The sequence below is a fragment of the Streptomyces sp. NPDC041796 genome (assembly GCF_055590785.1).
Genome location: NZ_JBVJAH010000008.1, coordinates 362632 through 385424 on the forward strand (window position 1 = coordinate 362632; position 22793 = coordinate 385424).

Here is a 22793-nt window from a genome sequence, read left to right on the forward strand (position 1 = left end):
TGGTGGGGGGGCGGTGAAGGCGGTGCCGCCCGCGCCCGCTCCCCCCCCCCCCCCCCCCCCCCCCCCCCCCCCCCCCCCCCCCCCCCCCCCCCGCACCCGCCCGCGAACCGCTCGGCCCCCGGCGGGTTCAGTGGAACCGGGTGGTGTAGAGGCGGGCCTTGTAGATCTGCGCGCCCTGCCGGGTGCGGTTGCCCCCGGTCGAGAAGTGGACGGTCGAACCGCCCCAGACGGAGTCCTCGATGTCGGGGTCCGCCGTCCACATGGCCTGGCCGCCGGCGTGCCGGACGTAGGACTTCACGTACGGCATCCTGGCGACGACGGTGACCGCTCGGGTCGCTTTGTCGACCGAGTAGACGCGGTGGCTGTCGGTGACCAGCAGGGTGCCCGGCCGGGCGTAGTCGGGCTGGATGTCGTGACCGTTCCCGGCGATGGTGATGTCGGGACCGTGTTTCTCCAGCCGCGCCGCGCGCAGGGTGCCGTTGACGCGGTACGTGCGGATGAGCGTGCCGCCGGTGACCCACAGCAGTTCGTTCTGATCGTCCCACAGCACCGCGTGGGCCTTGGAGAACGTGAGCGTCTGCACCTCCTTGAGACTGGCCGGGTCGCTGCTGGAGGGGCCGAAGACGTGCAGCCGGTCACGGGAGCCGGCCACCACGACCGTCCCGGCGTGGGGAACCCGCTCGATGCTGTGCGGATAACTGGTGATCCGGGCCGACCACATGAGGTCGGCGCGGGTGAGGTGGTTCTTGCTGGTGACGTTGACGATGCCGGCCCGGCCTTCGCCCGGCTTGCCGAACGTCATCAGGGCGACCGCCCCGTACCGCTGGGTGTCCCTGAAGCGGATCTCGAACGGGTGGTCCCAGCCGGGCGCGTTGCCCGTGCTGAAGCTCCACCGCACATGGGCGTCGGTGAACCGGGCGGTCCGGTCGAAGAGGAGGACCTGGCCCGTCCTCTGTTCGGTGATGGCCACCTTGTAGGTGCCCGAAGCGGTCTCGGCCGCCGATGCGTCCATCTCCCGTCCTCTCTGTGCTGTCCCTGGTCCGCCGGTGCCGGCCGGAGGCCGGGCGTCCCCTCGTGCGACGCCCGGCCCGGTGCCGTTGTGCGGTGCGGACCCTTGTCACGGGTTACGTCGCGCCCCGCTGTGGCGCGTGGCTCAGAAGGAACCGGCGTTCAGGGCCTTCTGGAGCAGCCGTGTCGTGTCGGCGTCCCACGTGCCGCTCAGCGCGGAACCGAGGTGACGCTGCAGGCCGGTGACGGTCTCCGGACCGACGATGCCGTCCGCCTTGGCCTTCACGTACCGCTGGAGAGCCGTGATGGTCAGCGGCCCGAAGGCACCGTCCACCTCGAGCCCGGCCTTCGTCCGGTCGTTCAGCGCCCGTTGCAGCGCGGCGCAGGTCGCCGGGCCGAACTGGCCGTCGACCTCCAGGGCCCCGGACTTCGCCACCACGGCCATCGGCCGGATCGGCTTGTTCCGGCCGGCGAGGACCGCCTTCATCATCGCCGCCGTGCTCGGCCCGTAGGCCCCGTCCACCGGCAGGCCGTGCTTGGTCTGGAAGGCACGCACCGCCTTCTCGGTGGCCGGACCGAAGTCGCCGTCCACGGCCAGCTTCGCCTTCTGCACCGTGTTCAGGTTCTTCTGCAGCGTCTTGACCGCCTGCCCCTTGGAACCGCGGCGCAGGATGCCGTCATTGCCGGGCATGGGGGCGCCGCCGCCCTTGTAGGCGGGCCGGCCGTAGCCCACGATGCAGGCCGAGTTGCGGCGCCGGCGGAGGAAGGCGTTGGACGTGTTGCCCTCCAGGGTGGTGATGGTGCGGTTCTTGTGGACGGCCTCGACGATGCCGACGTGGTCGATGCGGCTGATGGAGCGCGAGCCGGACCAGTCGAAGAACACGATGTCGCCGGGCCGGATGCCGCCGATGCCGTAGTGGAAGCGGCCCTTCTTCTGGAAGGCCCGGGCGTGGGCGGTCGTCAGCGCGAACTTCCCCATGACGGCGGGCAGGTTGTCCGAGTGGGCGGCCGCGTAGCTGACCGCCATGTCGCACCAGGGGCCGGTGAACCCGTACCAGCGCGTGATGTGGTTGCGGTTGGAGCCGGGCGGGTTCTCCCTGGTGCCCAGCAGCTTGCGGGCCGCGCGCAGCATGCCCTGAACGTTCCCCATGTCAGAACTCCACGTCTTCCGGAAGGGCCTCGATGTCTCCGGTCACCTCGTCGTCGGGGTTCTGGCTGACGCCGCCCTGGTCCGGGTCGACGTCGAAGATCCCCGCTCCGCCGACCGGGTACGGCGGTACCTCGGTGGCGTCGGGCGCCACCTCTACGGGCTCGGTCATGAACCGTTCCTCTCTCTCGTCCGCTGTGTGCGGACTGCCGTTCGCGGCACCCCCGGCGGGGGCCGCTCGACACCGAGTCCACCGGCCCGAACGTTGATAAGCAGGCCCTGTCCGTGCCGGTAATCAATCCGGCACCGGCGCGCGCCGCCTTGGACGGCGCAATGCGGGGACCTAGCGTGACGAAGACGGCGGGGTGCCGTACGAGAGCCACGGGGGGCTGGAGATGGGGCGTCGCGAGAAACCGCTCGACCCGGCAGCGGGACCGGTCGAGCGGTTCGCGGTGGAGTTACGCGCGCTGCGCGCTGCCGCGGGCGGTCCGACCTACCGCACGATGGCGCGGCAGTCGTCGTACTCCGCGCCCGCGCTGTCGCAGGCCGCGGCGGGGGAGAGGCTGCCGACGCTGGCCGTGACGCTCGCCTATGTGGCGGCGTGCGGCGGGGACGCGGCCGAGTGGGAGAAACGGTGGCACGCCGTGGCGGAGGAGATCGCGGCGATCCCCCAGGACGACGGGGACGGCGAGGAGCCGCCGTACCGGGGGCTGACACGGTTCGAGCCGGGTGACGCTGAGGTCTTCTTCGGGCGCGACCCGCTGGTGACCGGCCTGCTGGAACTGACGCGCACACACCGGTGCGCGGCGGTCATCGGGCCGTCGGGCAGCGGGAAGTCCTCACTGCTGCGGGCCGGACTGATACCCCGGTTGCGGCAGGCGACGGAAACGGAACCGATGCCGGCGGCGCTCCGCATCCTCACACCCGGTGAACGTCCGGCACGTACGCACGGCGCGAAGCTGGAGCCCGCCGGCGGCCCCGGGGACACCCACGTACTGGTGGACCAGTTCGAGGAAGTCTTCACCCTCTGCCCGGATCCCGCCGAACGGGCCGACTTCATCGACAGGCTGCTCGCCGCCCGCGAACCGGACAGCCGGCTGCGCGTGGTGCTCGGCATACGCGCCGACTTCTTCGGGCGGTGCCTGGAACACCCCGGACTGGTGGAGGTGTTACGGGACGCCGGCGTGCCCGTGGGCCCGATGAGCCCCGAGGAACTGCGGGAGGCCATCGTCAGACCCGCCGCCGCCCGCGGCCTGATCGTGGAGCGCGCACTGACCGCGCGGCTGGTCGAGGAGGTCGCCGGGGAACCGGGGGGCCTGCCGCTGCTCTCCCACGCGTTGCTGGAGACGTGGCGCCGGCGCTCGGGCAGAGCGCTCACCCTCCGGGCGTACGAGGCGGCCGGCGGCGTGCGGGGCGCCATCGCCCAGACGGCGGAGGACCTGTACGGGCAGCTCGACGAGGACCAGGCCACCCTCACGCGCCGTGTCCTGCTGCGGCTGATAACCCCCGGCGACGGCACCGCGGACACCCGCCGCCCCGTGGACCGCGCCGAGTTGGACACCGGAGGCCTCGAACGCGCCACGGACGTCGACGCGGTACTGGAGCGCCTGGCCCGCGCCCGGCTGGTCACCCTGGACGGGACCACCGTCCACCTCGCCCACGAGGCACTGATCACCGCCTGGCCACGGCTGACGGCCTGGATCGAGGACGACCGGAACCGGCTGCGGGTGCTGCGCCGACTCACCCAGGCGGCCGTCGCATGGCGGGACCTGGGCCGTGACACCGGCGCCCTGTACCGAGGGGTGCGGCTGGCCGAGGCGGAGGAGTGCTTCGGCGGCGACACCAGCGGCAGGGACCTGACGCCACTGGAGCGGGAGTTCCTCGAAGCGAGCCGGACCACCCGTGGCCGCGAACGGCGGCGCCACCGTGGCCTGGTCGGTTCCGCCGTCCTGCTGCTGGTGCTCGTCCTGATCGTCGGCACGATCGCGTGGCAGGAGAACCGGGCCGGTGAGGAGGAGCGCATGGCGGCCGTGGCCCGCCGGGCCGCCGTGGCCGCCGACCGACTCCGCCCCTTCGAGCCACGGACCGCGCTGCGTCTCAGCGTCGCGGCCTGGCAACTGGGCCGGACACCCGAGACCCGCTCGGCCCTGCTCGGTGGCCTGACGCAGCGCGAACAGCCGCTGTTCACCTCGCCGGAGAGTTCCGCGGAAACCGAGTCCCTGGCCTCCGACGGCCGGACGCTGATCAGCGTGAAGCAGGACAAGGTCACCCTGTGGGACCTGCACACCCAGCGGATCACAGGCACCTACCGGGCACCGTTCGACGAGGGCGCGGCCGTGCTGGGGCCGTACGTCTCCCCGGACGGGAGGTACCTGGCCGTGGGCCCCGAGACCGGTGCGCGCATGCGGCTGTGGGACATCAAGGCCCAGCGCTATCACGGTCCGCCTCTCGGCCCCCGCGACCCGGTCCCCGTGGACGACGACGCCGTGGAGGCGACCCCCGAACCGGAGTCCCTGGAGTCCACGGAGACCACGGAGGAGACAGGGGCCACGGAGTCCACCGAGGAAACAGGGGTCCCGGAGGCCACGGAGGAGACAGGGGCCACGGAGGCCACGGAGGAGACAGGGACCACGGAGGCCACGGGGACCACGGAGTCGCTCGGCGGTGTGTCGGCGTCGTACGTCCATGGGTTCAGCTCCAGCGGGCACTCCATGACCTTTCAGGTCGGCAAGCGCCTCGAAGTCTGGGATGTCCGCGGGGGCGAGCGGCAATTCGTCCGGATGATGCCGGGCGATGGGGGCCCGGCCGCCAACGACGTCTCTCCGGACGGCCGGCTGCTGGCCCTGTGCGCCCCCGACGGCCTGCAACTGTGGGACCTGCGCACCGACCGCCGCGCGGACGCCGCCTGGACCGGCCGGCCGTCCTGCGGGGCGGAGGGCGCCCCGCAGTTCACGCCGGACGGGCGGACCCTCGTGCTGCAGGACGAACACGGCCTGCGGCGCATCGCCGTGTCCGACGGCAAGGACCTCCCCGGGCTCGCCCAGGTCGCCCCCCTCGCCTTCACCTTCAGCCCCGACGGCAGGTTCGCCGCCGGAGTCGGCTCCGCCGACATCTTCCTGTGGCGCCTCGACCGGCCCCACGGCCCCGTCTTCCGCCACTCCTTGGCGGACGACCAGCCCATGGACGTGCGCATCGACATGCGGGCACGGGCTCTGCGCTACACCACGCAGAGCACCGAAGGCACCCGGACCGTGCACAGCCTCGACGTGGGTGAAGCGCTCCGCCCCCGCCGGCAGCAGGGCACCGCCACCCACGCCGTCCACAGTGCCGACGGCAGTGTCCTCGCCGTCGCCCGCTCCGGCCGTGTGGCCGTTCTCGACGGTCGTACGGGCCGGCAACTGGCCGCCCTCCCGGCCGCACTCGCGGTCGGCGCCACGGCCGACTCCTCCGTCCACATGTCGCTGAGCGCCGACGGGCGGCGCCTCGCCTTCGGCTGGGGCACGTCCGAGGCCATGGACCTGCCCACCCGCGTCACCGTGTGGGACACCACCCGGAACCGGCGGCTCGCGGACATCACCGCCTCCGGCGAGGCCATGGCGTTCACCGGGCTCCGACTGAGCCCGGACGGCAGGACGCTGCTGACCACGGACTTGGACAGCGGGATCACGGTCCGGGACGCCGGCAACGGGAAGAAGCTGCGCGTCCTGCCCCAGGAGAAGGGCCACGAGGCGTACGGGGACGGCGGAGCGCTGACCGCCATGTCGCCCGACGGGGGCACGGTTCTGACCGACGCGGGGTTCCTCGTCCGCACCACGGGGGAAGGCAGCGAACGTACGGCGCTGGCGAACTGCGCCTGCTCCACCGTCCTCAGCGCCGCCGGGGACCGCGCGGCCGTGGTCGACTCGGCAGGCAGCATCACCCTCTGGGACGGGCGGTTGCGCACCCCACTGGGGCTGCTCTCCGGCGGCCTCTCCAGGGGCATGCCAGGCGAACCCGAGCAGACCACGGCCGTGGCCTTCTCGCCCGACGGCAGCATCCTGGCCGCGGCGGGGTCGTACGGCACCCTCCGCCTGTGGGACGTCGCCTCCCAGCAGCCCCTGGGTTCCACCCTGCCCGGCTCGGGGGACGCCATCCTCTCCCTCGCCTTCGACAAGGACGGCGGCACCCTGTACGCGGCGGGCCGGGACGTCCCCGTCCAGAAGTACGACATCGACCCGGCACGAGCCGTCACGGAGGTGTGCCGCCGCGCCGGAGGAACCCTCACCCGCGCCGAATGGCGGACGTACTTCCCGGACGTCCCGTACCGGAACGTGTGCTGAGGCCGTGCGGGCTTCCGCCCGTGATCCGGGCGGACGGCCCCTGGGTAGGCTGGGCGCGACAGCACACCGTGAACCGGAACAAGGAGCAGAAGTGAGCGAGCCGGCGTCCATAGCCCTGCAGCAGGAGATCGCCCGGGAGCTCGAGGTCGCCGAGACCTTCGAGGCCGAGCGGGAGATCGAACGCCGGGTGGCCTTCCTCGCCGAGCGGCTCACCTCCACCGGTCTGCGTTCCCTCGTCCTCGGCATCAGCGGCGGCGTCGACTCCACGACCACCGGCCGGCTGTGCCAGCTCGCCGTCGAGCGGGCCCGGGCGGCCGGCCACGAGGCGCGGTTCTACGCGATGCGGCTCCCTTACGGGGTCCAGGCCGACGAGCACGACGCCCAGCTCGCGCTCTCCTTCATCCGGGCCGACCAGGTGCTGACCGTCGACATCAAGCCCGCGAGCGACGCCGCCCTGGAGGCCTCGCTGGCGGCCGGTGTGCGGTTCCGCGACGCCCACCACCAGGACTTCGTGCACGGCAACATCAAGGCCCGGCAGCGCATGATCGCCCAGTACGCGGTGGCCGGCGCGCACGACGGTCTGGTCGTCGGCACCGACCACGCCGCCGAGGCGGTCTCCGGCTTCTTCACCAAGTACGGCGACGGCGCCGCCGACCTGGTCCCGCTCACCGGCCTGACCAAGCGCCGGGTGCGCGCGGTCGCGGACGCGCTGGGAGCGCCCGCCGAGCTGGTGTGGAAGACCCCGACGGCCGACCTGGAGACCCTCGACCCGGGCAAGGCCGACGAGGACGCGCTCGGGGTCACGTACGACGACATCGACGACTTCCTGGAGGGCAAGCCGGTGCACGAGCACGCCTTCGACACGATCGTCCGCCGCTACCGCCTGACCGACCACAAGCGCCGGCTGCCCATCGCCCCGTGACGGTCCCCGGCTGATCGGAGCGCCCCGCCTCGATACGGCGCGGCACCGGAGGGCGGCGGTCCAGGCCGGGGCCGGCCCGGACCTGCCGCCGGCCCCACCAGGTGCCACCGGCGTCGCGCGGGGGACCGCTCGCACATGCGGCGGGCGGGAACGGCGAACGGCTCAGCCGCCGCTCGCGAAGACCCGCTCCAGGTGCGCGTCCAGCCGCTCCAGCGCCTCCTCGCCCGTCTGCACCCCCAGCAGGGTGTACGCCGTCAGGCCGTCGACCAGGCTGATCAGCAGCATCGCCTCGGTGTACGGGTCGAGTGCCCGCCCCGCCGCCAGTTCCCCGCGCTCCCGCGCCCGTCGCAGAAGGTCCGCGAAGAACTCCGCGAGTCTGGGGATGCCTTCCCGCGCCTCTCCGCGCAGACGCTCGTCGTGGATCGCGCGCGCGAAGTACGCCGCGCCCACCAGTGCGCCCACCCTGCCCTTCTCGTCGAGGGGCAGCATGCCCACCAGGCACTCCCTCAGAACGGCCCGTGGTGGCGGGTCCTGTCCCGCGCTCGTGGCGAGCGCGCCGACGCGTTCGCGGATGCGCCGGTCCGCCAGGGTGTTGATGTGGCGCAGGGCGAACAGCAGCATCTCGTCCTTGGTGCGGAAGTAGTGCTGCAGCCTGCCCAGCGAGATGTCCGCCTCCGCGGCCACCTCGCGCAGGCTCACCCCGTCCAGGCCGCGGGTGCTCGCGATGCGCCAGAGCGCCTCCGCGATCTCCAGCCGTCTGGCCTCGTGGTCCACCTTCTTCGGCACCGAGCACGACCCCCATCTCTCTCCGCGGCGGTCCGGGACACCGGCGGCCGCTTTCGCAAGTCACTCGTACCGTTGTAACGTATCGCCATCCAATACAGTTGACTTGGAAAGTGGTTCTCCTCCATGCCGCCTCTTCCCGACGCCCCTCGCCTGAGGCCGCCCCGCCACCGGGTCGACCCGCTCGCCCGCCGTTGGTGGGCGGTCCAGGCACTGGCCACCGTGAGCGGACCGATGCTGCTGACCGCCCTCGCCCTCGGCCTGCTCTCCGCGCTCTTCTTCGCCGGCGCCCTGCCCTGGCTCGGACCGCTCCTGCTGATCACCCTCGTGGCGCCCGCGCTCGGCTACCTGCTCCTCATGCCGCGCAGCCGGTACCGCACCCACGCCTGGGAGCTCGGTACCTACGCCGTCTACGCGGCCGACGGCTGGATATGGCAGCGGCGCCGGATCGCCCCGCTGAGCCAGGTGCAGACCGTCGACACGGTCCGGGGCCCCATCCAGCGGTGGTACGGCCTGGCGACGCTCACCGTCACCACCGCGTCGACCGCGGGCGACGTCAGGATCGCGGGCCTGTCGGCGGCCGACGCCGAGGAACTCTCACGGCGCATCGGCCGAGCCGCCCACCAGGCCCGCTCCGCTTCCGCCGCCCCTGCCCCAGGCGCGCACCGGGGCGTTGCGGGAGGCGTCGCGTGAGCGTGAGCCGTCGCGCCGATGCCTGGCGGCGACCCGCCGCCCGCACCCTGCTCGTGCACTGCGGCTGGCTCGCCCCGCCGCTCGCATCCCTCGCCCTCACCGCGCTCGCCACCGGGGGCAGGGTCCCCGCGGGCGCCCGTATCACCCTGGCCGCCCTCGCCCTCTCGTTCACCGCCGTCACCGCCGCCGGGCTGGTCCGCTGGTCCCGCACGCGCTACCGGCTCACCACCGACACGTTCACCCTGCACAGCGGGGTGTTCAGCAACCGGCGGCGCACCCTGCCCCTCGACCGCGTCCGCAACGTCGACCTCACCGCGACGCCACTGCACCGCCTGCTCGGCCTCACCGTCGTACGGGCCGGCACCACCGCGTCGGACGGCGAACGCGGGACGATCACCCTCAACGCGGTGACGGTCCGCGAGGCACACCGGCTGAGGGCCGCGCTGCTCGCCCGCGCCGACCCCCGGGCCCTCGCCGACGGGGCCGTCCTCGGCCGCGTCGACTGGCGACGGCTGCGCTACGCGCCGCTCACCTTCTGGGTGTTCGGCGGCGTGGGCGTCGCCGTGGGGACGGCGTACCGCATCCTCGACGGCATCGGCGTCGAGCCGTGGCGGCTGCCCGTCGTCCGGGAGGCGTTCGACGAGTTCGGCCACAGCGTCCTGTGGCTCACCGTCCCCGCCGCGCTGATCGCCGTGACCGCCCTCGGCTGCCTCGGCGCCGTCGCGGTGTACGTGGAGAACTGGTGGGGCTACCGCGCCGCCTGGACCGACGCGGACACGCTCACCGTACGGCGCGGATTGCTGACGACCCGCTCGGTCGCCATCGAGCGCGGCCGGCTGCACGGCGTACTGCTCCGCGAGCCACTGCTGCTGCGGGCCGCCGGGGGAGCGAGCGTCGTCGCGGTGGCGGGCGGACTCGGGAACAAGGAGGAGGCCCACGCGCGCGGCGCCCTGCTCCCGCCGGCACCGCGCCACGAGGCCCTGCGCGTCCTCGCCGGTGCGCTCCGCACGCCCCCGTACCCGTTCGACTCCCTCCCACTGACCCCGCACCCCCGAGCGGCGCTGCGCCGCAGGGTGGTGCGCGGGCTGCTGCTCGCCGTCCTGCCGGTGACGGCCGCGCTCCTCGCCCTCGGAAGCCTCCTGGCCTCCGCGTTCCTGCACGCCGCCTGGATATACGCGCTGGTCGCCGCGACGGTGACATGGCTGCTGGCCCGGGACGCGTACGCGAGTCTCGGCCACGCCCTGCACGGCCCCCACCTGCTGGTCAGAGCCGGTACGTTCAGCCGTGACACCCTCGTCCTGGAGCGCGCGGGGATCACCGCCTGGACGTTCTCCTCCTCGCCGTCCGCCCGACGCTCCGGCCTGGTCACCGTCACGGCGGCCGTGCCCGCGGGCGAACACGCCTACCCCCTGCGGGACGTGGCGGCAAACGACGCGGTCGCCCTCGCCATGGCGGCCCGGCCGGGAATCCTGGAGGAGTTCCTGGCATCCCCGGAGCGGGAGAGCCGCTGAGTGCCCGCCCGCGGAACCCCCGGCCGCATGGCGGCGTCCTCGTCCGGTGTGGACACGGAAACGGGTGAGACGGTGCGGGCTTCCGGGGGTCGCCGTGACGGGTGGGGCGGCCGGGACGCGCGGGGGCGGCCCGGCCGGCGCCGCGGGCGGGTACGTGCCGCGGTCGCCCTGGCGGTCGCCTGCCTGGTGGCCTTCCCCGGCGCGGTGCCCAACCAGGTCGGACGGCTGGGCAGCCTCGTGGAGACGTTCCTGCCGTGGCTGGGCCTGGCCATCCCGGTCCTGCTCGTCCTGGCGCGGATACGGCGTTCCGCCACCGCGCTCCTGGCCCTGCTCCCGCTGGCCGGGGCGTGGCTGGGCCAGTTCGGGGGCGCCCTGACGACGGATGGCGTACCGGCGCACGACATCACCGTCGTCCAGCACAACGTCAGCGACGAGAACCGGGACCCGGCAGGCACCGTGCGGGTCCTGATGGAGGCCCGGCCCCGGCTGATCGCCCTCCAGGAACTGACGCCGTCCGCCCTCCCCGCGTACCGGGCCGCGCTGGCGCCCCGCTACCCGTACCACGCGGTGCACGGCACGGTCGGCCTGTGGTCGGCGTACCCCCTGCTCGACGTGCGGCCGGTGGACATCAGGCCCCCAGGGTTCGGCACCGACTGGAACCGAGGGCTCCGCGCCACCGCGGTGACGCCCCACGGCGAGGCCGCCGTCCACGTCGCCCACCTGCCGTCCGTACGCCTCGGCCCGTCCGGCTTCGGTTCAGCCCCGCGGGACGCGAGTGCCGCGCTCCTCGGCGAGGCGATCTCCGCGGAGCGGCTCGGCACGGTCATCCTGCTCGGCGACCTCAACAGCACGGTCGACGACCGGGGGCTCGCCCCCGTCACCTCACGACTGCGGCCCGCCCCGCCCACCTTCGCCTTCAGCTGGCCGGCCGCGCTGCCCTTGGCGCGGATCGACCAGGTCATGGCCCGTACCGCCACGGTCGTCGACATCCGGACGCTTCCCGCCACCGGCAGTGACCACCTTCCCGTCGCCGCCCGCATCCGTATGTGAGGCGGGAGGCGAAGTCAGGGCGTCGTCGCGGGACGCGCGGTCGCACCGCCGGGACATTGCGGTGATGATCGGCCCGAGGGGCACGACGCCGGACGACGGGTGAAGGAGCGGAGCGTGGACACGGGCCGAACTCGGCACGGCGAAGGACTGCACTGCCTGGTCACCGGGGCCACGGGCTACATCGGCGGACGGCTCGTGCCGGAGCTGCTGGGCGCCGGCCACCGGGTGCGCTGCCTCGCCCGTACCCCTGCCAAACTGCGCGACCATCCCTGGGCGGCGGACATCGAGGCGCTCAAGGGTGACGTCACCGACGCCGCGTCGGTCGCCGGGGCGATGCGCGGTGTCGACGTCGCGTACTACCTGGTGCACGCGCTCGGCAGCGGGCGCGGCTTCGAGGAGACGGACCGCATGGCGGCGAGGATCTTCGCCGAGCAGGCGCACCGGGCGGGCGTACGGCGGATCGTGTACCTCGGCGGGCTGACGCCCCGGGGCGTCCCGGAGCACGAGCTGTCCCCGCACCTGCGCTCGCGCGCAGAGGTGGGGCGGACGTTCCTCGACGCTCCGGTGCCCGCGGCCGTGCTGCGTGCGGCGGTGATCATCGGCTCGGGCTCGGTGTCCTTCGAGATGCTGCGGTACCTGACCGAACGCCTGCCGGTGATGGTCACCCCGAGCTGGGTGCACACCCGGATCCAGCCCATCGGGGTCCGGGACGTGCTGCGTTACCTCGTCGGTTCGGCCCGGATCCCCGCCGGGGTGAACCGTACGTTCGACATCGGCGGGCCCGACGTCGTCACCTACGAGGAGATGATGCGCCGTTACGCCGTCGTCGCCGGGCTGCGCCGTCGCCTGATCGTGCCCGTGCCCGTCCTCACGCCCGGCCTGTCCAGCCGGTGGGTCGGCGTCGTGACACCGGTGCCCGCGTCCATCGCGCGTCCGCTGACCGAGTCGCTGCGCCACGAGGTGGTCTGCCACGAGCACGACATCGCCCAGTACGTTCCCGACGGTCCCGGGCAGCCGCTGCCCTTCGACGAGGCGCTGGCGCTCGCCCTGCAGCGGGTGCGGGACGCGCAGGTCGCGACCCGGTGGTCGTCGGCAGCGGTGCCCGGCGCGCCGAGCGACTCCCTGCCGACCGACCCCGAATGGGCGGGCGGCAGCCTCTACCGGGACGAGCGGCACCTGCCGGTGGACGCGACGCGCGAGGCGCTGTGGCGGGTGATCGAAGGCATCGGCGGGGACAACGGCTGGTACTCCTTCCCGCTGGCCTGGGCCGTCCGGGGCTGGCTGGACCGCTTCGCCGGCGGGGTCGGACTGCGGCGCGGGCGCCGGGACGCCGAGCGGCTGCGCGTGGGCGACTCGCTCGACTTCTGGCGGGTGGAGGAGATCGAGCCGGGACATCTGCTGCGGCTGCGTGCCGAGATGCGGCTGCCCGGCCTGGCCTGGCTGGAGATGTACGCCGAGACCGACGGCGACGGCAGCACCCGGTACCGCCAGCGGGCGCTGTTCCACCCGCGAGGCCTGCTCGGGCACGCGTACTGGTGGAGCGTGTCGCCGTTCCACGCGATCGTGTTCGGCGGCATGGCCCGCAACATCACCCAGGCGGCGGCCAAGGGACTGGCCGCCCACCCAGGGCATCCCGCCCCGGACCGCACCCGGCGGGGCGGTGCGGCGCGAGCCGCCCGCCGCCGGGGACGACAGCCCTGACACCCGCCCCGCCGGTCCCTCAGCCGAAGCTGAGGCTCCCGGTGCGGGTGCGCTTCATCTCGAAGAAGTCGGTGTGCCCCGCGAGGGTGCGGAACGCGTCGAAGAGGCGTACCGCCTCGGCCCCGCGGGGTACGGAGTTGAGGACCGGGCCGAACCAGACGGCGCCGTCGACGTGCATGGTCGGCGTGCCCACGTAGGCGTCGGCCGCCGGGTCCTTGCCGACGTCGTGGCTGCGCCGCACCGCCTCGTCGTACGCGGGGTCGTGCGCCGCGGCCGCCAGAGCGGCGGGCAGGCCGAGCGCGGCCAGGGAATCGGCGACGACGGCGTCGAAGTCCTGGTTCTTGTCGTGGTGGATACGGGTGCCGAGAGCCGTGTAGAGGTCGCGCAGCACCGGCTCGCCGTACCGTTCCGCCGCGGCGGCGGCCACCCGCACCGGGCCGACGGAACGGTCGACGAGGTCCCGGTACCAGTCGGGCAGTTCGTTGCCGAGGTTGTGCAGGTACAGGCTCATCACGTGGAAGCGGACGTCGAGGTCGCGGTGGTGCTCGACCTCCAGGAGCCAGCGGGAGGTGATCCACGCGAACGGGCAGGCGGGGTCGAACCAGAAATCCACGGCGGTGCGGTGTCGTTGGTCGGTGCTCATGCGGGGAAGGCTGCCACGCGAGGGCCGCGACGGCCCGGGCCATTCCCGGCCGGCCGGCATGGGCCACTTCCCGTACGCCGAAACGAGGTGGCCGTCGGCCAGACCCTCCTGTCAGGCTTTCGATCATGAGAGAGACGGGAGACATACGCATCGACGTCGTGCCGCTCGGCTCCACGGAGGCGCCGCCCGGCAGTGTCGTGGCGATCGGTCGGGGACGGCTGTGCGTCCGGGCGCCGGGCCGTGTGGAGGTGCACGACCGGGAGAGGTTCCTCGCTGGGGTGCGTGACCCCCTGGGCGTGTGCCCGCTGCCGCCCGGGGCGCGGGCGGAACCGCTGCCCGACGGCGGTTTCGTCGTCGCCGGGGCGTCGTCCCTGCGCGCGGTGGCGGGCGACGGAACGCTCCGGTGGGAGGTTCCGCACGACACCTGGCACGGCGGCCATCGCCCGCCCCGGGCGCCGGGCGCCCCGGCGGTCAGCCCGTGCGGGCGGTTCGTCGCGGCCGCCGTGCCCACGCTGCTGCCAGCGGGGGCGGCCGGGGAACGGGCGATCCTCGTGTACGACGGCCCACCGCGGCGGGACTACGGGCGGGACCGCCTGCTCCTGCTGGACGCGGCCACCGGGGACGTCCTGGCCGACCGGCCGGTGGCGGCCGTCTCCGGAGCCCTCACCCTGCAGTGGCGCGAGGACGGCGCGGTACTCGGCGCGTCCTTCTGGACGGCCTGGTACAGCTGGGCGAGCTACTGGACGGAACCGTCGGGCGACGGCCTGCGGATGCTCGGCGGCGGGATGGACCGCCATGAACTGGCGGGATTCGTCCCCGGCTCGTCGCGGCTCGTGACGATCCGCCGTGCCGAAGGCATGACTCTCGACGACGACCGCTGTGAACTGGCCGTGCACGACACCCTCGCCCCGCACCGCACGACCGTGCTCGACCTGAACGAGCTGTCGTGGGACGCCGACAACGACGACTTCGACCACGCGTACGTGCTGGACGCGGCGCGCGTCCTGGTGACGGCCGACTGGGTACCCCGGCAAGGGCCCCTGGAACGGACCCACTGGATCCTGGCGGCGGAATCGCTGCGCCCGCTCGGACGGTTGCGCTACCCCCGGCCGGTGACCGGGGCCGTCACCGAGCTCGGCGACGGCACCTGGCTCACCCGTGACGGCGATCGGCTCCACCACTGGACGACGGCCTGACCGAGTCGCCCACCAGGTGGCGATCGGGGGTGGGAGCGGGCACCACGCGGCAGCCGGAAGATTCTTACTCGGGGGTAGGCCCGAGCGGCACTCCTGCTGTACGGTCCGACCGGACAGCTTGCTTACATCTTGTCTAACAAGGAACCGCCGCTCGATCGGAGGAGCCCCAGCATGGCAAGCAGCACCGCTCGGCAGGAGACGGGGAACGGGCCCCACGCACACGACGTCGCCCGCCGCCTGCTCGACTCGGCCGCGACCCTGTCGTACGACCCGGCAACGGAAGTCGACTGGGACACGCCGCTGGACAAGGACTTCCACGGCGCCAGCCCGGAGTGGAGCACCCTCTACGGCACGGCCTACTGGCGCGAGATGGACGACGCCCAGCGCAAGGAACTGACGCGGCAGGAAGCCGCGTCGGTGGCCAGTACCGGCATCTGGTTCGAGATGATCCTCCAGCAGATGGTGCTGCGCGACATCTACGCCAAGGACCCGACCGAGCCCGGCGTCCAGTGGGCGCTGACCGAGATCGCCGACGAGTGCCGGCACTCCATCATGTTCGCCCGCGGGGCGAAGAAGCTCGGAGCGCCGGCCTACCGGCCGCACCGGATCGCCGTCGAACTCGGCCGCGCCTTCAAGACGATCGCGTTCGGGGAGGCCGCGTACGCCGCCATCCTCGTCGCCGAGGAGGTGCTCGACGTCATGCAGCGCGACTGGATGCGGGACGAGCGCGTGGTGCCGTTCGTCCGCACCATCAACAACATCCATGTCGTCGAGGAATCGCGGCACATGAAGTTCGCCCGTGACGAGACGCGCAAGCGCCTGGCGAGGGCCGGGTGGCTGCGCCGCCGGATCCACGCCGTCGTCATCGCCATCGCCTCCTACGTCATCGTCACCAGCATGGTGAACAAGGACGTGTACCGGAACGCCGGCCTCGACCGCAAGCGCGCCGTCCGCGAGGCGAGGGCCAACGAGCACCACAAGGCCCTGATGCGCTCGAGCTGCGCGGGGCTCATGGAGTTCCTGGCCTCCGCCGGCCTGCTCACCAGGCCCGCCCTGGCGTTCTACAAGCGCGCCCACTTGATCTGAACCGAGCGGACCGAGCCGACGACATGACCTACGCCATCACCCAGACCTGTTGCAGCGACGCCACCTGCGTCGCCGTGTGCCCCGTCAACTGCATCCACCCCACGCCCGACGAACCGGCTTTCGGCACCACGGACATGCTCCACATCGACCCGGAGGCCTGCATCGACTGCGGCGCCTGCGCCGACGCCTGCCCGGTCGACGCGATCCTCCCGGCCGACCGCCTCACCGACGCACAGCGGGACTTCGCCGACATCAACGCCGCGTACTACCGGGGCGCGGACTCACAGCCCGCACCGGCCGCCGACGGACCCACCTTCCGCACCTGGGGCGAGCCGCGCTTCGCGCGCAGCCTGCCGGCCGACTTCGCCCCGATCCGGGTCGCGGTCGTCGGCACCGGCCCGGCCGGCATGTACGCCGCCGAGGACCTGCTGCTGCACACCAACGCCGAGGTGACCCTGATCGACCGCTTGCCGGTCGCCGGCGGCCTCGTGCGGTACGGCGTGGCTCCCGATCACCCCGGGACGAAGAAGATCGGCGACACCTTCGCGCGGTTCCACTCCCACCCGCGGGTGCGGATGCACCTGGATCTCGACGTGGGCCGGGACATCACGGCCGAGGAGCTCGCCGCCCACCACCACGCGGTCGTCTACGCGGTGGGCGCCTCCGCCGACCGCCGGCTCTCCGTCCCCGGGGAGCACCTCCCCGGCAGCCTCTCCGCCACCACGTTCGTCTCCTGGTACAACGCCCACCCGGACGTCACGGCGGACGCCGTCCAGCCGACCGGTGAGCGGGTGGTCGTGGTCGGGAACGGCAACGTCGCCCTCGACATCGCCCGGATCCTCGTGTCGGACGCCGACGCGCTGGCCGCCACCGACATCGCCGACCACGCGCTGACGGCACTGCGCGGGGCGCAGGTGCGCGAGGTCGTGCTGCTCGGGCGCCGAGGTCCCGAGGACGCCGCGTACACCGGGTCCGAACTGCGCGCCCTGGGCCACCTCGACGGGGTGGACCTGGTCGTCGACGACCACGACCCGCGCGTGGGCGAGGCCATCGACGGGGCCGGGCCGACGGACAAGGCCGCGCTGCTGCGGAGCGCCGCCCGTGAGCGCGTCGACTGGTCGCGGCCGCCGGCGCCGGGGCGCCGCATCGTGTTCCGCTTCCACTCCGCGCCCGTGGCGGTCCTCGGCGACGCCGCGGTCCACGCCGTACGGGTCACGGAACGGTCGGCGGAGCGGACGATACCGGCCGGCATGCTGCTGCGGGCGGTCGGATACCGCGGGGTGCCGGTCGCGGGCCTGCCCTTCGACGAGGCCACCGGCACCGTTCCGCACGAGGCGGGCCGGGTGCCGGGCCGGCCGGGCACCTACGTCGTCGGATGGATCAAGCGCGGCCCCTCCGGCGGCATCGGGACCAACCGCGCCTGCGCGGCCGAGACGGTGGGGACGCTGCTCGCCGACGCGATCGCCGGGGCGCTGCCCGGGCCCGCGCACCCCGCGAAGGAGTTCCGCCGGCTGCTGCGGCGCCGGGGCCGCGGATCCGTCGACGCCCGTGGGCTGGCGGCGATCGACCGCGCCGAACTCGCCCGGGGCCGGGGCGACGGCCGGCCCCGGGTCAAACTGGCCACGGTCGAGGAGCTGACGGCCACGGCCAGGCGCGGCCGCTGGGGACTGCGTCCCTGACGTCCGGCTCGTGGACGCCCACCGCGCCGCCGGGGGCCACCCGCTCCTCACCGCCCGCACCACCGGCCCCCGGCGCGACCACGCCGCCGGGGGCCGGAACCCCGGGCCCACCGGCTGCGACGCACCCGGAGCTGCCGCGCACCGGGACGACCGCCCCAAGCCCCCACCAACCGCATGATCACCGTGCACCGGTCCGCCCGTGCCTCCCGGCGCCGGGCGCCGCCACCGGCCCGCGCCGAGGCGACCGATGTGGCCAACGTCTCCGCCCGGGCGCGACCGTCCGGGTTAAGCTCACCGGGTGACTCTTCTCGTGATGCGCCGACACGTGGACTACGCGCGCGTGACGACCATGAGCTGTCCGCCGCAGGACTGACCCTCCCCCCTTCACGTCCCCCTCGGTCCTGTCGCGGACGAGCGGTCCCCGGGCACACCCCTGCCGCCGGCTCTCCGTACCCCCGCGATCCCGCCACCTCCGGGAGCAGGGCCTCGTCACACCGGAAACGGAAGGCCATCATGCCGTCCATGCCACAAGCGTTCCCGGGCTCCCTGCCCGTCATCGATCTCTCCTTGGCCGACGACCCCGCGACCCGGGCGGCGTTCCACAAGGAGCTCCACGACGCCGCGCACCACGTCGGGTTCCTCCACCTGACCGGCCACGGCGTCACCCCTGCGGAGACGGACCGGATCCTGCGCGTCACCCGCGAGTTCTTCGCCCTGCCGGAGGCCGACCGGCTGGCCGTCAGCAATCTGCGCTCGCCTCACTTCCGCGGCTACACCCGCGTCGGGCACGAACTCACCGGCGGCCGCTCCGACTGGCGCGACCAGCTCGACGTCGGCGCCGAACGGCCCGCGCCCACGGTCGGCCCGCACGACCCCGCGTACCTGTGGCTGGAAGGCCCCAACCAGTGGCCCGCCGCACTGCCGGAGCTCCGTACGGTGGTGCTCGCCTGGCAGGAGCGGCTGGCCGCGGTGGCCCACCGGCTGCTGCGGGAGCTGCTCGTGTCCATCGGCGCGCCGGGAGACTTCTTCGACGAGGCGTTCGCCGAGCGCCCCCACCTGCACACCAAGCTGATCCGGTACCCCGGATCGGCGCCCTCCGGCGGCGGGCAGGGGGTGGGCGCCCACAAGGACTACGGCTTCCTCACGCTGCTGCTCCAGGACGGCGTCGGCGGTCTGCAGGTCCGCTCCGGTGACACGTTCCTCGAAGTGCCGCCCCTGCCGGGCGCGTTCGTCGTGAACCTCGGTGAGCTGCTGGAGATAGCGACGAACGGCTACCTCACGGCGACCGACCACCGGGTCGTCAGCCCGCCGGGCGCGGTGGAGCGCTTCTCCGTGCCCTTCTTCTACAACCCCCGCCTCGACGCCGTCATCGACACCGTCCCGGGCGCCTATCTGGCGCAGGCGCCGGGCATCGACCACGACCACACCAACCCCCTGCACGCCGAGTACGGCCGCAACGAGCTCAAGGGCTGGGTACGCGCACACCCCGAGGTCGCCCGCCTGCACCACCCCGAGCTGGCCGCCGCCCGCTGAGACGGTACGGGCGGTACGGGCCCCGGGTCCGTACCGCCCCCGTCAGCAGGCCTGACGCCAGGTGTCCAGCCGTGGCCGTTTACGCATGGACGACAGGCCCAGCCGACGCGCCTCGGCGCAGAAATCGGCCGGTGCGAGCGTGTACTCGACGTGGAAGACCGCCTTGCCCGCCCGGACGAAGGGCGCGAGCCGCGCGCACTCGTCGAACTCGGCACACTGCTCGTTGACCGCGAAGTCGAAGTGACGGACGAGGGCGGGGATCTGCGGCAGGTCGTTCTTCAGCCCGACCGACAGGCCACGCTCGTGCGCCGCGTCCGCAATCATCCGGTTGTACGCGAGCTGGTGCGCGGCCCGAAGCGGGAAGCCGGTCTCATGGAGGTACCCGTCCATGAGATCCGGCTCCACCGCGTCGAAGCCCTTGCGCCGGCACATGTCGAGCCGCCGCTCCATCAGGGGCCGCAGCACGTCCAGCCGCCGGATGTCCAGCCAGCGCTCCCCGCTCCAGCCGTTGGGCGCCCCCCGGACGTACGCGGGGAAGTCGTCCTCGTCCGGGCGGAAATCCTCCCACGCGCCGGCGTTGACGTAACAGATCACACGCCGGCCGTCGCGGTGGAGCCGTGCCACGTCCTCGGCGGTGTTCTCGAAGCCGTCGATGTCGTACACCGGTACGTCGGTACGCGGATCCACCCGCCCGTCGAGCTGCCACTCCCAGGCCGTGCCCGGGCGCGGCACCCACCGTGCCACCGCCGGCGGTCCCGGCGAGGCGTCGCCGGAGCAGCCCGCGACCAGCAGGAGCAGCACGACGGCCAGCAGCGACGGCCGCGTACGGCGCGCGGCGAACACCCTCACCGCACGGCACCCCCGCCGGGCGCGGCCGGCGCACTCGCCACGGAGGCCCACAGTGCCGTGACGGAGTCCGCCAGCCCGAAACGCGGCGCCCAGCCCAGGGCCTCGCGCGCCGCCGAGACGTCGGAGCACTGCCACGCGACGGCCGCGGAGCGGGCCGATCCGCCGCCCGCCTCCTCGACACGGCCCGCGAACCCCGCCGTACGGGCCAGCGCGTGCACCAGGTCGCGCACGCGCACCGCCCGCCCGCCGCCGACGTTCAGCACCGCGGGCACCGCGCCCCGCCGGGTCACCGCGAGCACCACCGCACGGGCGACGTCCCGCACGTCCACGAAGTCCCGGTACGCGGAGAGGTCGCCGAGCCGCAGCACCTCCTCGGCGCCACCGCCCGCCCCGGCCAGACGCCTCGCCAGACCGCCGGGCAGCCCCGCCGCCGGAGCGCCCGGGCCGACCGGGTTGCCCACGCGCAGGACGACGGCGTCGAGGCCCGAGGAGGTGACGGCGACCGTGCCGGCGAGTTTGGTGGCCCCGTAGGGGGCGACCGGCCGGGTCGGCGCCTCCTCCGTGACGGGTTCGCCGGGCCGGCCGGGCCCGTACTCGGCGGCCGAGCCGAGGTGGACCAGCCTGGCCCCCGGCACCGCGTCCCGCAGGGCCGCACACAGCACGGCCGGCCCCCGGGCGTTGACCTCCGCGAGCGTCACGGGGTCACCGCCGACGGCACCCGCGCAGTTGACCACCACGTCCGGCGCCAGCGCGGCGAGCGCCTCGGTGAGCGGACCGGTACGGGCCGTCGCGAGGTCCACCACCAGGTCCGTGCCCGGGGACCGGCCGCCGAGGAGCAGCCGCGCCCCCTCGACCGCACCCAGCTGTTCCGTGACGTGACTCCCCAGGTATCCGGTGGAGCCCAGGACGAGGATGCGCATGAGGTGCTCAGGCTCCCTTCAGCAGGAGCGACTGGTGGGTGGTGAACTCCGCGTTGGCGCGGTCGTAGTCGTCGGGCCGCCCGATGTCGAGCCAGTAGCCGTCGAACTCGTACGCAGCCGGGGGAGTCGGGCCGGCCAGCAGGTCCAGGATCAGTTCGTCGAAGCCGAGCGGCAGCCCCGGGGTGTAGTTGTCCAGCGTGGCGCGCGACAACCCGTACACACCCATGGAGACCCGGCAGTCCAGGCTGGGCTTCTCGCGGAACCCCACGACCTTGCCCGCGTCGGTGGTGAGCACCCCGAAATCGATGTGCACCTTGCGGCAGTAGGTGGCGATCGTCAGCGGCGCGCTCCCGTGCCGGTGACGGTGCAGCAGATCGGCGTAGTCGAGGTCGGTCAGGACGTCGCCGTTCATCACCAGGAAGGTCTCGGGCAGCCGGTCCCGCATCGTCAGCAGCGGCCCGATCGTGCCCAGCGGGCTCTCCTCGGCGGAGTAGTCCACCTCCAGGCCCCAGCGTGAGCCGTTGCCCACGTACGCCCGGATGATCTGCCCGAGGTGGCCGATGGCCAGGGTGCAACTGGTGAAGCCGGCCGACGCGAGCTGCCGCAGCACGATCTCCAGGATCGCGTGCCGGTCCCCGATCGGCACCAACGGCTTGGGCAGCGCCGTGGTGTACGGACGCAACCGGACACCCTTGCCCCCGGCGAGTATCACTACGTGCATGGGATGCCTCCTCTACGTGGGCTCGTGGGTCAGATGTTGTAGATGTCCGTCTTGTAGCGGGCGAGGTGCGCCGGATCGCGGAAGAACCCCACGGTGCGGGCGAGGCCCCGCTCCAGGTCGTGGCCCGGGGCCCAGCCGGTGGCCTCGCGCAGCCTGGTGGCGTCCGCGACCAGCCGCATCACCTCCGAGGCGGCGGGCCGGATGCGCTGCGCGTCCTCCCGCACGTCGAGGTCGGCGTCCATCACCTTGCCGATGAGGCGCACCAGGTCGCCCACCGAGATCTCCTGGCCCGTACCGGCGTTGAAGGTCCGCCCCACCACGCGCCCCGCCGGGGCCGTGCCCACGGCCAGGAACGCCCGGGCGGTGTCGGCGACGTACGTGAAGTCACGTGTCGGCCGCAGGTCCCCGAGCGTGATCGTGCGCGAGCCCGAGGCGACCTGACCGATGACGGTGGGGATGACGGCCCGCATCGACTGCCTCGGCCCGTAGGTGTTGAAGGGCCGGAGCGTGACGACCGGGGTGTCGAAGCTCGCGTGGTAGCTGTCCGCGAGCCGGTCCCCGCCCGCCTTCGACGCCGCGTAGGGGGACTGGGTGTTGATGGGGTGGTCCTCGGTGATGGGGACGGTACGGGCGGTGCCGTATGTCTCGCTGGTCGAGGTGTGCACCAGCCGGGGCGTCTCCAGCATCCGAACCGCCTCCAGCACGTTGAGGGTGCCCGTGACGTTGGTGTCGACGTAGCTGTGCGGCGCCCGGTAGGAGTAGGGGATCGCGATGAGCGCGGCCAGGTGGTAGACCGCGTCCGCCCCTTCGGCCAGGGCGCGCACCGAGCCGGGGTCGCGCACGTCGCCCAGGACGATCTCCACCTGGTCGAGCACGTCGCGCGGCAGCACCTCCAGCCAGCCGTACGACGAGAAGGAGTTGTACTGCGCCATGGCGCGGACCCGGTGCCCCGAGGCCACCAGGGCCTCGGTCAGGTGCGAGCCGATGAAGCCGTCGGCTCCGGTGACGGCGGCGAGCGGTGCGGATGTCACG

19 protein-coding genes are annotated in these 22793 nt (G+C 73.5%); 10 read left to right on the forward strand and 9 right to left on the reverse strand.

The features are described from left to right. Positions 1-127 precede the first annotated feature (127 nt). The 3 genes from ACZ6C1_RS19150 to ACZ6C1_RS19160 form a co-directional block, all read right to left on the reverse strand. On the reverse strand, positions 128-1012 hold the full coding sequence (locus tag ACZ6C1_RS19150; RefSeq protein ID WP_469242271.1) for a DUF6528 family protein: 885 nt from the start codon (positions 1010-1012) through the stop codon (positions 128-130). Positions 1013-1153: 141 nt separating this feature from the next. Further along, a complete protein-coding gene (locus ACZ6C1_RS19155; RefSeq protein WP_469242272.1) occupies positions 1154-2158 on the reverse strand; it encodes a peptidoglycan-binding protein in 1005 nt (334 codons plus the stop codon). Between the two features lies 1 nt (position 2159). Further along, complete coding sequence (locus tag ACZ6C1_RS19160; protein WP_469242273.1) at positions 2160-2327, reverse strand: hypothetical protein; 168 nt, start codon at positions 2325-2327, stop codon at positions 2160-2162. 223 nt (positions 2328-2550) lie between these two features. Here ACZ6C1_RS19160 and ACZ6C1_RS19165 point away from each other — a divergent pair, with 223 nt between their 5' ends. Then, complete coding sequence (locus ACZ6C1_RS19165; RefSeq protein ID WP_469242274.1) at positions 2551-6474, forward strand: nSTAND1 domain-containing NTPase; 3924 nt, start codon at positions 2551-2553, stop codon at positions 6472-6474. 91 nt (positions 6475-6565) lie between these two features. After that, positions 6566-7396: an ammonia-dependent NAD(+) synthetase gene (nadE, locus tag ACZ6C1_RS19170; RefSeq protein ID WP_469242275.1), complete on the forward strand. Its 831-nt coding sequence runs from the start codon at positions 6566-6568 to the stop codon at positions 7394-7396. 162 nt (positions 7397-7558) lie between these two features. Here nadE and ACZ6C1_RS19175 read toward each other — a convergent pair whose 3' ends face one another. Then, positions 7559-8182, reverse strand: coding sequence for a TetR/AcrR family transcriptional regulator (locus ACZ6C1_RS19175; protein WP_469242276.1), 624 nt, complete (start codon positions 8180-8182; stop codon positions 7559-7561). 123 nt (positions 8183-8305) lie between these two features. Here ACZ6C1_RS19175 and ACZ6C1_RS19180 point away from each other — a divergent pair, with 123 nt between their 5' ends. The 4 genes from ACZ6C1_RS19180 (at position 8306) to ACZ6C1_RS19195 (ending at position 13134) form a co-directional block, all read left to right on the forward strand. After that, entirely contained in the window at positions 8306-8872 is a 567-nt protein-coding gene (locus ACZ6C1_RS19180) for a PH domain-containing protein (RefSeq protein ID WP_469242277.1), read from the forward strand. Then, positions 8869-10383, forward strand: coding sequence for a PH domain-containing protein (locus tag ACZ6C1_RS19185; RefSeq protein ID WP_469242278.1), 1515 nt, complete (start codon positions 8869-8871; stop codon positions 10381-10383). Before ACZ6C1_RS19180 ends, ACZ6C1_RS19185 begins: the two co-directional genes overlap by 4 nt. Next, positions 10384-11433, forward strand: coding sequence for an endonuclease/exonuclease/phosphatase family protein (locus ACZ6C1_RS19190; RefSeq protein ID WP_469242279.1), 1050 nt, complete (start codon positions 10384-10386; stop codon positions 11431-11433). It begins immediately after the preceding gene. Between the two features lie 114 nt (positions 11434-11547). Next, entirely contained in the window at positions 11548-13134 is a 1587-nt protein-coding gene (locus tag ACZ6C1_RS19195) for an SDR family oxidoreductase (RefSeq protein WP_469242280.1), read from the forward strand. A 19-nt stretch (positions 13135-13153) separates the two neighbouring features. On the opposite strand, the gene ACZ6C1_RS19200 is transcribed toward ACZ6C1_RS19195, so the two are convergent. Then, positions 13154-13777, reverse strand: coding sequence for a mycothiol-dependent nitroreductase Rv2466c family protein (locus ACZ6C1_RS19200; protein ID WP_469242281.1), 624 nt, complete (start codon positions 13775-13777; stop codon positions 13154-13156). A gap of 125 nt (positions 13778-13902) precedes the next feature. Between ACZ6C1_RS19200 and ACZ6C1_RS19205 the strand changes: the two genes are divergently transcribed. From ACZ6C1_RS19205 to ACZ6C1_RS19220, 4 genes are all read left to right on the forward strand, one after another. Beyond that, positions 13903-14973 (forward strand): hypothetical protein, encoded by a 1071-nt coding sequence (locus ACZ6C1_RS19205; protein WP_469242282.1) that lies wholly within the window; start codon positions 13903-13905, stop codon positions 14971-14973. Positions 14974-15144: 171 nt separating this feature from the next. Beyond that, complete coding sequence (locus tag ACZ6C1_RS19210) at positions 15145-16059, forward strand: AurF N-oxygenase family protein (protein ID WP_469242283.1); 915 nt, start codon at positions 15145-15147, stop codon at positions 16057-16059. Positions 16060-16082: 23 nt separating this feature from the next. After that, on the forward strand, positions 16083-17738 hold the full coding sequence (locus tag ACZ6C1_RS19215; RefSeq protein ID WP_469242284.1) for an FAD-dependent oxidoreductase: 1656 nt from the start codon (positions 16083-16085) through the stop codon (positions 17736-17738). Positions 17739-18260: 522 nt separating this feature from the next. Next, on the forward strand, positions 18261-19271 hold the full coding sequence (locus ACZ6C1_RS19220) for an isopenicillin N synthase family dioxygenase (RefSeq protein ID WP_469242285.1): 1011 nt from the start codon (positions 18261-18263) through the stop codon (positions 19269-19271). Between the two features lie 42 nt (positions 19272-19313). On the opposite strand, the gene ACZ6C1_RS19225 is transcribed toward ACZ6C1_RS19220, so the two are convergent. The 4 genes from ACZ6C1_RS19225 to ACZ6C1_RS19240 are packed head-to-tail and all read right to left on the reverse strand — an operon-like array spanning position 19314 to position 22792. Next, positions 19314-20120, reverse strand: a complete 807-nt coding sequence (locus ACZ6C1_RS19225) for an endo alpha-1,4 polygalactosaminidase (protein ID WP_469242286.1) — start codon at positions 20118-20120, stop codon at positions 19314-19316. Then, positions 20117-21040, reverse strand: coding sequence for an NAD-dependent epimerase/dehydratase family protein (locus ACZ6C1_RS19230; RefSeq protein ID WP_469242287.1), 924 nt, complete (start codon positions 21038-21040; stop codon positions 20117-20119). Before ACZ6C1_RS19230 ends, ACZ6C1_RS19225 begins: the two co-directional genes overlap by 4 nt. Before the next feature lie 7 nt (positions 21041-21047). Then, positions 21048-21761 (reverse strand): nucleotidyltransferase family protein, encoded by a 714-nt coding sequence (locus tag ACZ6C1_RS19235; RefSeq protein ID WP_469242288.1) that lies wholly within the window; start codon positions 21759-21761, stop codon positions 21048-21050. Between the two features lie 29 nt (positions 21762-21790). After that, positions 21791-22792 (reverse strand): GDP-mannose 4,6-dehydratase, encoded by a 1002-nt coding sequence (locus tag ACZ6C1_RS19240; protein WP_469242289.1) that lies wholly within the window; start codon positions 22790-22792, stop codon positions 21791-21793. Position 22793 lies beyond the last annotated feature (1 nt).

Bases quoted from the DNA above. Each gene is read 5' to 3' on its own strand.
- ACZ6C1_RS19210 (WP_469242283.1), top strand. From the start codon at position 15,145: ATGGCAAGCAGCACCGCTCGGCAGGAGACGGGGAACGGGCCCCACGCA.
- ACZ6C1_RS19220 (WP_469242285.1), top strand. From the start codon at position 18,261: ATGCCACAAGCGTTCCCGGGCTCCCTGCCCGTCATCGATCTCTCCTTG.
- ACZ6C1_RS19160 (WP_469242273.1), bottom strand. From the start codon at position 2,327: ATGACCGAGCCCGTAGAGGTGGCGCCCGACGCCACCGAGGTACCGCCG.
- ACZ6C1_RS19155 (WP_469242272.1), bottom strand. From the start codon at position 2,158: ATGGGGAACGTTCAGGGCATGCTGCGCGCGGCCCGCAAGCTGCTGGGC.
- ACZ6C1_RS19205 (WP_469242282.1), top strand. From the start codon at position 13,903: ATGAGAGAGACGGGAGACATACGCATCGACGTCGTGCCGCTCGGCTCC.
- ACZ6C1_RS19180 (WP_469242277.1), top strand. From the start codon at position 8,306: ATGCCGCCTCTTCCCGACGCCCCTCGCCTGAGGCCGCCCCGCCACCGG.
- ACZ6C1_RS19235 (WP_469242288.1), bottom strand. From the start codon at position 21,761: ATGCACGTAGTGATACTCGCCGGGGGCAAGGGTGTCCGGTTGCGTCCG.
- ACZ6C1_RS19165 (WP_469242274.1), top strand. From the start codon at position 2,551: ATGGGGCGTCGCGAGAAACCGCTCGACCCGGCAGCGGGACCGGTCGAG.
- ACZ6C1_RS19215 (WP_469242284.1), top strand. From the start codon at position 16,083: ATGACCTACGCCATCACCCAGACCTGTTGCAGCGACGCCACCTGCGTC.
- ACZ6C1_RS19150 (WP_469242271.1), bottom strand. From the start codon at position 1,012: ATGGACGCATCGGCGGCCGAGACCGCTTCGGGCACCTACAAGGTGGCC.
- ACZ6C1_RS19230 (WP_469242287.1), bottom strand. From the start codon at position 21,040: ATGCGCATCCTCGTCCTGGGCTCCACCGGATACCTGGGGAGTCACGTC.
- ACZ6C1_RS19200 (WP_469242281.1), bottom strand. From the start codon at position 13,777: ATGAGCACCGACCAACGACACCGCACCGCCGTGGATTTCTGGTTCGAC.